Raw genomic sequence first — 6,225 nt, 5'->3', positions numbered from 1 at the left:
CGAAGGCCGGGACCCATACCGCGTGATCTATCGGTGAGTTGCTGGTGCTAGTACCGTGGGAAGACTCTTCACTGCCAGTCTTCGCCAAACAAATCCCTGTGGTTATGGGTCCCGGCCTTCGCCAGGCCTTCGCCGGGACGACGAGTGATTTGAGGCGACAGCGAACGCAAAAGCCCGAAATACGTTCCCGGATACTGCGCACGCTTCTAAATCCCCCACCCCGCATTTTCCATCCATTGAAATTCCACGATTTTTTGCCTCGAATGTTTCGTGGCGGCCTTTCCGACGAAACAATTTGGCGGCGCACGAAACCATTTTCCGCTTTTGGTGCAGACGTCCCGAAACGTTGGCTCATTAACACTTTGGTCGAAGGAAACGCCGCTCGGTTGCGGCGCTACGGGGAGCCAGTCAATGCAGAACGTCATCGCCATCAACGCCCAAGCCAGCCAGAGCATCATTGCCGCTCAGGCGACCTCGGACGACATGCTTCTCGAAAGCATTGCCGACGGCAACCGGACGTCGATGCACATCCTTTATTGCCGGCACAATGTGCGGGTCTACCGCTTCATCCTGCGCATCGTGCGCGACGCCACCACGGCGGAAGATCTGGTCAGCCAGGTATTCCTCGACGTCTGGCGGACCGCCGGCCAATTCCAGGGCCGCTCGCAGGTTTCGACCTGGCTGCTGTCGATCGCCCGCTTCAAGGCGCTGACCGCGATGCGCCAGCGCCGCTTCGAGGACATCGACCAGGAAGACGTGCGGCAGATCCCCGATAGCTGCGATACGCCGGAGACCTCGCTCGACCGCAGCGACACCAGCGCGATCCTGCGCGCCTGCGTGGCGAAACTGTCGCCCGCGCACCGCGAGATCATCACCCTCGTCTACTACCACGAGAAGTCGGTGGAAGAGGTCGGGCAGATCATCGGCATTCCGCAGAGCACGGTGAAGACCCGGATGTTCTACGCGCGCAAACAACTGGCCGAGTTGCTTAAGGGCTGTGGCGTCGAGCGCTTTGCTGCCTGAAACTCAAGGATTTCAAAGGGATGGGCCTGCGCCTGCAAGCCTGTCCCGGACACGGAAGTGTTACCGCCGACGAAACAATTGAAACGAAGCACAACATCAGGCGGAAAAACTTCCTCCCTATAAAGCTCATATACGGTTTTGCTTAAACCTCCCAAGACCTCCAGCGACCCGGACGGGATGCCCCCCCTCCGGGTCGTTTTGTGTTTGGGCATGTGTCTACGTGGCGGCAGGCTCTCGCCGCGAGTTCCCGCCTCTCCCGCTTGCGGGAGAGGCCGACGCGCCTCGGGCGATGCGAAGCATCGTCCCGCGCGCGGCGGGTGAGGGCTTTTTCCTCTTGGGGGTGTCCCATTGCGGAGACACCCTCACCCCAGCCCTCTCCCGCAAGCGGGAGAGGGGGCGCACCATCGCGTACGCCAACATTGTCCCGTCACGAACGTGTGACGCTGCGTAACAACTGACGCATCCATCCCGAACAGCCCTCGTGACCCCATTCGCGAGTGGCGCGATGCTCGACCTGATCTTTGCTGTCCTTGCCGGCGTCCTTACCATCGCTGCGCCCTGCACGCTGCCGATGCTGCCGATCCTGCTCGGGGCCTCGATCGGCCACGCCGGCCGCCTGCGGCCCGCGATGATCGCGCTAGGCTTCGTCCTTTCGTTCTCGGCGACCGCGTTGCTGCTCGGCGCAATCACGCGGCTGTTCGACTTCGATCCGAACGTGCTGCGCGAGGCAGCGGCGATCTTGCTGCTCGGCTTCGGCCTGTTGATGCTGTGGCCGGCGCCGTTCGAATGGCTGTCGGTTCGGCTCAATGGCTGGCTCGATCTCGGCAACGCCGGCACCACGCAGCGCGATGGCGCGTTTGGCGGCCTCGTGCTCGGCACCACGCTCGGCCTGGTGTGGACGCCCTGCGCCGGCCCGGTGCTCGGCTCGATCCTGACGTTGGTGGCGGCCTCGAAAAACCTCGCCTGGGCCGGCACGCTGTTGCTCGCCTACGCCATCGGCGCGGCGATTCCGATGCTGGCGATCGCCTATGGCGGGCAGGCCGCGACCACGCGCGTGCGCAGCCTGGCGCGGATCTCGCCGCGCCTGCAGCAGGGCTTTGGCGTCGTCGTGATCGCCTTCGCCCTCGCCGCCTACTTTCAATACGACACGCTGATCGTGGCGTGGGTCACCGGATTCTATCCCACCGGCCAGATCGGCCTGTGATCATCCCATCGTAACGGAGGAAGCTTCCATGACTCTCAAACTGCTCGCGGTATCCGCCGCGCTGATCGGCATCGCCGTCACCGGCGCCGTCATTCCCGGCATCTGCGACGAGGCTGCGCGCGCGGCACCAATGGTGACCGCCGCCGCCGCACAGGAGACTGCGCCCGACTTCGCCGGCATCAGCAACTGGTTCAACTCGAAACCGCTCAACATCGCCGATCTCCGTGGCAAGGTCGTGCTGGTGGACTTCTGGACCTATGGCTGCGTCAACTGCGTCAACACGCTGCCGCATGTCACCGAGCTCTACGCCAAGTACAAAGACCGCGGCCTCGTCGTGGTCGGCGTGCACACGCCGGAATTCCCGTTCGAGCGCTCCGCTTCCAATGTGCAGGCCGCGCTGAAGCGCCACGGCATCAGCTATCCGGTGGCGCAGGACAATGATTCGAAGACCTGGAACGCCTATCGTAACCGCTACTGGCCGGCGCAATACATCATCGACCAGAACGGCAAGATCGTGTTCCAGCACGAGGGCGAAGGCAGCTACGACCAGATCGACCGCACCGTGGCGCGGCTGCTGAACGCCAACAGCTGATGTCGCCTGCGCTGGCTCACGTTGTTGCTTGACTCCACGGACCCGTCCGTGGAGTTTCGCAACCGACGGAATTCAGCCGCCCGACATGGACGACCCGATCCCCAGCAACGACATCCGCCTTCGTGAAGGCTCCTCGATCGCGCAGCGGCTGGTCATAGCCGGCTCTGCGGCTGCCGTTGCGCTCTGTTTCACGCCGGGCCTGTTCACGCACGATGCGCTGGAAGTGATCGTCTCCGTATGCGCGCTCCTGGTGGGAGCAGCGTTCGTCGGCGGCGTCATGCTTGCACCGGCGGTAGTGTGGATCATCACGCCGGATGAGATCCTGATCGGGCAGCAACGGCCTTTCGGCAGGCTCCGCACCAGGGTCGTCGGAAAAGACGACATCAGGGGGCTCCAGGTTGCCGGCAGCAAGGCGGCCAAAGCCCGTTTCCAACTGGCCTTCACGCTTGCCTCCGGTGAACGCCTGACGTCACCACCGATCTCCGATGTCACGCATGTTCGTGACACCGTGGCCCGGATCGCCGCACAGTTCGACGTTCCCGACGTCGAGGCGCCAAGCAATCCGCTCGACGCCAGCAATCCCGAGATGCAGCTCGGCGAACCCCTCGAGCCGTTTTCCGCAAGGGACATCCGAATCGTTGCACTGATCGCCGTCGCACTGTCTGCCGTTCCCTACGCCTACAAGCTCTGGCGCGGGTTGTCGCCGAGCCATGTCGATATCCTGCTGCTGCCGATCGGCGTGATCGCCGCGTTCTCCGTCTACCGATACGCCAACCTCGTGACCGGCGCGTTCTGGATCATCCGTGAGGCGGACATCCGCGTCGAACGCTTATGGGGTGACGGTAGCTTGCGCGCCGACCATATCGAGGGCCACGATGTGAAGGCGATCACGGTGGAGCGCCGGGGCCGGTCCGAGGACGAGCACTGCATCGTCGTGATCAGATTGCAGTCCGGAGGGAGGTTTCGCAGCCCCCGCATCGGCTCGCGGCTTGAGGCGCGCGCCGTGGCCGCTGAAATCGTCCGGCGGCTCGGGATCGCGCCGGAGAATAGCCGGATCTAGCTGGCATCCAGTGCCAATTGTTGAAGTTGATCGCACCGCGAGTTCGGTCTGAGCCTCTCCCGCTTGCGGGAGAGGTCGGCGCGTCCCGGGCGATGCGTAGCATCGTCCCGCGCGCGCCGGGTGAGGGCTCTCTCGTCTTGGAGAGTGCCCCGTTGCGGTGACACCCTCTCCCCAGCCCTCTCCCGCAAGCGGGAGAGGGAGCGCACCGCCGCCTCGGTGGCAATCTATGCTTTTCGCGCCATCCCCTGTTTGTGGCATTGCCGAGCCTCGTCAAAAAACCAAAGCATTCTCGTGACATACCAGCTGGGCGCGCCATCAACTTGCCACGAAGGTGCCCCTGAGTTCAGATGGTTCCGAATGATTTGCGCTGTGGCAGCGGGGAGAGCTTGAAATGACGGATTTTCGTCGCCTGACCGGGGCGTTGGTTGCTGCGATGGGGCTGATCCTGTCCGCGCCGCAAGTCTCCGCCCAGCAGCCGGACCGCGGCGACGAGCCGGGCCTGGTCGCCGACGACAGCTATGAGCTCGATCCGGAATGGCAGAAGCAGGTGGTTTACTTCCGCACGACTGAAGCACCGGGCACCATCATCATCTCGACCTCCGAGCGCCACCTCTATCTGGTGCAGCCGGGCGGGCGCGCGATCCGCTATGGCATCGGCGTCGGACGTGACGGCTTTCAGTGGCAGGGCCTGCTGAACATCGCCAACAAGAAGGAATGGCCTGACTGGACGCCGCCGCCGGAGATGATCCAGCGCCAGCCCTATCTGCCGCGCTTTATGGCCGGCGGCCCCGGCAATCCGCTCGGCGCCCGCGCCATGTATCTCGGCACCACCGTCTATCGCATCCACGGCACCAACCGTCCCGACACGATCGGCACCAAGGTCTCCTCGGGCTGCTTCCGGTTGGTCAACCACGACGTCGCCGACCTCTACGATCGCGTTCCCGTCGGCACCAAGGTCGTGGTGCGGCAGAAGCCCGAGCTCTGAGGGTTATAGTTTGAGCATGATCTTTTCGGGAAGCCGCTTCGCACTTTTCCGGATCATGCTCTCCGCCTTCATCCAGATTCCTTTTCCCGATATTTTCGCGAGAGAGACATGATGCGCACATTTCGAGGCGGCCTGCTGATCGGGCTCGCGGTTGCCGTGCTGGTCGGCGCCCTGGCGGTGATCTATGAGTTCTACGACACCCGCACCTTGAAGCGCACCGTTCGCCGCGGCGAGGTGTTGTGCGGCGTCAACAAGGGCCTGCCGGGCTTCTCGATTCCGGACGACAAGGGCAACTGGACCGGATTCGACGTCGATTTCTGCCGCGCGGTGGCGGCGGCGATCTTCAACGATCCGGCCAAGGCCAGGTTCGTTCCGCTCGACGCCAGCGAGCGCTTCAAGGAATTGCAGAGCCGCAAGGTGGACATCCTCTCGCGCAACTCGACCTGGAGCATGGCGCGCGAGCTCGACTACGACCTCTACTTCCCGGCGGTGGCCTATTACGACGGCGCAGGTTTCATGCTGCCGCGCGCGCGCAACAAGGATACCGCGCTGGACCTGACGGGCAGCAAGGTCTGCGTGCAGTCCGGGACCACCACGGCGCTCAACGTCGCCGACTACTTCCGTGCCAACAACATGAAGTATGACGAGGTGAAGTTCGACAAGCTCGACGACGTCGTCAAGGCCTACGACACCGGCAAGTGCGACACGCTGACCGCCGACGTCTCCCAGCTCTATGCGCTGCGGCTGAACCTGTCGAAGGCCGGCGATCACATGATTCTGCCGGACATGATCTCCAAGGAGCCGCTGGCCCCCGTCGTGCGCCAGCGCGACGACGACTGGATGATGATCGTGAAGTGGACGCTCTACGCGATGATCAACGCGGAAGAGCTCGGCGTCACCTCGGAGAATATCGACGAGGCCTTGAAGTCGAAGAAGCCCGAGGTGATGCGGCTGGTCGGCACAGAAGGAAATTACGGCGAGCAGCTCGGCCTCACCAAGGACTGGGTCGTCCGCATTATCCGCCACGTCGGCAATTACGGCGAGATGTACGAGCGCAATATCGGCGAGAAGTCCAAGCTGAAGATCCCGCGCGGCATGAATCAGCTCTGGAACGCGGGCGGCGTGCAATATGCGCCGCCGGTAAGGTAGGAGGTCTCTCCGCCGTCATTGCGAGCGAAGCGAAGCAATCCAGATTCTTTCCGCGGACACAGACTGGATTGCTTCGTCGCAAGTGCTTCTCGCAATGACGTGCTTGGGGCGCGTGCTTTCATCCTCTCAGGCTGTAGCCCGGATGGAGCGCAGCGCAATCCGGGGCCGTCTCACCGTGCGGATAGAACCCGGATTTCGCTTTCGCTCCATCC

6 protein-coding genes are annotated in these 6,225 nt (G+C 63.3%); all 6 read left to right on the top strand.

Annotated elements, in window-relative coordinates; all coding sequences use genetic code 11:
• Positions 1-411 precede the first annotated feature (411 nt).
• The 6 genes from FXV83_RS38975 (at position 412) to FXV83_RS38940 (ending at position 6,013) form a co-directional block, all read left to right on the top strand.
• Entirely contained in the window at positions 412-1,023 is a 612-nt protein-coding gene (locus tag FXV83_RS38975) for a sigma-70 family RNA polymerase sigma factor (RefSeq protein WP_148745334.1), read from the top strand.
• Between the two features lie 505 nt (positions 1,024-1,528).
• Entirely contained in the window at positions 1,529-2,227 is a 699-nt protein-coding gene (locus tag FXV83_RS38965; RefSeq protein ID WP_148745332.1) for a cytochrome c biogenesis CcdA family protein, read from the top strand.
• A 28-nt stretch (positions 2,228-2,255) separates the two neighbouring features.
• Positions 2,256-2,819 carry a thioredoxin family protein gene (locus FXV83_RS38960; RefSeq protein ID WP_148745330.1) on the top strand — a complete coding sequence of 188 codons (564 nt, stop codon included), beginning with the start codon at positions 2,256-2,258 and terminating at the stop codon, positions 2,817-2,819.
• An 85-nt stretch (positions 2,820-2,904) separates the two neighbouring features.
• Positions 2,905-3,879 (top strand): hypothetical protein, encoded by a 975-nt coding sequence (locus tag FXV83_RS38955; RefSeq protein WP_148745328.1) that lies wholly within the window; start codon positions 2,905-2,907, stop codon positions 3,877-3,879.
• Between the two features lie 391 nt (positions 3,880-4,270).
• Complete coding sequence (locus FXV83_RS38945) at positions 4,271-4,864, top strand: L,D-transpeptidase (RefSeq protein ID WP_148745326.1); 594 nt, start codon at positions 4,271-4,273, stop codon at positions 4,862-4,864.
• Between the two features lie 111 nt (positions 4,865-4,975).
• Positions 4,976-6,013: an amino acid ABC transporter substrate-binding protein gene (locus tag FXV83_RS38940; RefSeq protein ID WP_148745336.1), complete on the top strand. Its 1,038-nt coding sequence runs from the start codon at positions 4,976-4,978 to the stop codon at positions 6,011-6,013.
• Positions 6,014-6,225: the final 212 nt, after the last annotated feature.

The sequence above is a fragment of the Bradyrhizobium hipponense genome, from assembly GCF_008123965.1.
GTDB lineage: Bacteria > Pseudomonadota > Alphaproteobacteria > Rhizobiales > Xanthobacteraceae > Bradyrhizobium > Bradyrhizobium hipponense.
Note: the sequence above shows the minus strand (reverse complement) of the source record. Positions and strands in the feature narration are given on the sequence as shown.

Coding starts and splice junctions, on each gene's coding strand:
- FXV83_RS38955 (WP_148745328.1), top strand. CDS start 2,905: ATGGACGACCCGATCCCCAGCAACGACATCCGCCTTCGTGAAGGCTCC.
- FXV83_RS38960 (WP_148745330.1), top strand. CDS start 2,256: ATGACTCTCAAACTGCTCGCGGTATCCGCCGCGCTGATCGGCATCGCC.
- FXV83_RS38940 (WP_148745336.1), top strand. CDS start 4,976: ATGCGCACATTTCGAGGCGGCCTGCTGATCGGGCTCGCGGTTGCCGTG.
- FXV83_RS38965 (WP_148745332.1), top strand. CDS start 1,529: ATGCTCGACCTGATCTTTGCTGTCCTTGCCGGCGTCCTTACCATCGCT.
- FXV83_RS38975 (WP_148745334.1), top strand. CDS start 412: ATGCAGAACGTCATCGCCATCAACGCCCAAGCCAGCCAGAGCATCATT.
- FXV83_RS38945 (WP_148745326.1), top strand. CDS start 4,271: ATGACGGATTTTCGTCGCCTGACCGGGGCGTTGGTTGCTGCGATGGGG.